Source organism: Vibrio sp. 03_296, assembly GCF_002265885.1.
Map to the genome: position 1 here is coordinate 1 of NZ_NPKW01001044.1, position 605 is coordinate 605.

1 pseudogene is annotated in these 605 nt (G+C 44.5%); it reads right to left on the reverse strand.

The features are described from left to right. A pseudogene (locus CIK04_RS29730) lies at positions 1-544 on the reverse strand (carboxynorspermidine decarboxylase); the annotation flags it as partial. Positions 545-605: the final 61 nt, after the last annotated feature.

Below are 605 nucleotides of genomic sequence, written 5' to 3' on the forward strand. Positions count from 1 at the left end.
AGTAGCGCGATGAAGGCGTCCACATCTTTGTTTTCATCAATTACTATGTGGAACATGACGCCGTTGATGCTATCAAATACTGCCGGATCAATATGATCAGCCTGTACACCTAAACGTGAGAATTGGCGAGCGGGATTTGCCAAATCTTGGCTTGCGTAACTCACACCAGGATTCAAGCGCAAACCGATAGATGCTTTGCCATTCAACGAATATGACGGTGTGCTGCCAGCTGAGACTGTGAGTGAAATGATTTGATCGCACAGTTCCGCACTTCACGAACATCATCTTCACTATACCCCACACTGTAAGCGTGTGTTTCGCCACCAAACTTTTCATAACCTAGCTTCACTTCGAACGGGCCTGAGCTCGTCGTACCGTCTAGGTAAGGTTTGATGATGTCGAATACACCCCAAGTCGAGAAGCACTTCAGTGCTAATACCAATTTAACCCCAGAAATTTCTTTTAACTGCTTAGCAATCTCTAGGTTTGGATCAACTTTGCTTCGTCAATCATGAAAATGGAGTTTACAATTGCTCTTGTTCATCTTTATCATCACTTTAACTGACAAGCCGTGCAACGCACCGGCTTGAAGATAGGACTGAATA